Source organism: Parendozoicomonas verongulae, assembly GCF_009711465.1.
GTDB classification, from domain to species: Bacteria; Pseudomonadota; Gammaproteobacteria; order Pseudomonadales; family Endozoicomonadaceae; genus Sansalvadorimonas; species Sansalvadorimonas verongulae.
Window position 1 is genome coordinate 1 of sequence record NZ_SMME01000399.1, and the last position, 741, is coordinate 741.

Genomic DNA, 741 nt, shown 5'->3' on the forward strand with positions numbered 1-741 from the left:
CGCCTTCGGCGCCCTGTCAAGCAAGCGTTAAATGCCTTAAGCCGCATCATCATCTACGTCATGAAAAAAATTATAATTGCATCCATTGCTTTATTTCTCACAGCGTGCGGAAGGGACAATCCTGAGCAGTATTTCCAGGATAACCGTTCGGGAAACAATAGCGACTTTGGAATATACAAATGGGGATACGACCATGTTGCTACAGTTCATGGATTTACAGATGATAAACACGCCTGCGAGATGATGGCAAAAGCACTTGAAATAGATGGTGGAAAGTTCATTTGTAAGCCAATAAACTGAACGATCTGACACAAATAAACAATACTCTTAAGTTCATCCACATGACAGATCACATCAACAACCATAAGGAATGGTATGTACATGCTTAGAATAATAACAATTTTAGTTGCGACTGTGGCTTTGGCAGGCTGTTTACCAAAAAAGGAAATAGACCAATCCAATCTTTGCATTTATAAAACTGACAAGGAAGCTGAACAGTGTAAAACTGGGGAACTTTCATACTTCAAAGCAAACCGATGGGGAAATGAGCAATTACCTCTTAATGTCGCGGCTAGTTACTGTGACTTTAACTATGAAGTTATTTACAACAATTCCGGTGTAATTTGTGTATTCACAAATGCTCGTACAAAAAAATAGTGTAAACGGCATTTAACAAGTCAATCAAAGGGACGCCTTCGGCGCCCCTTATTGAGGCGTGTGTGCCGGGCATGGCACTTAACT

1 protein-coding gene is annotated in these 741 nt (G+C 40.5%); it reads left to right on the forward strand.

The genetic code is table 11. From position 1 onward, the window contains the following. Positions 1-300 (forward strand): hypothetical protein (locus tag E1189_RS00830; RefSeq protein WP_230459883.1); only part of this gene is annotated, 300 nt, incomplete at its 5' end. Positions 301-741 lie beyond the last annotated feature (441 nt).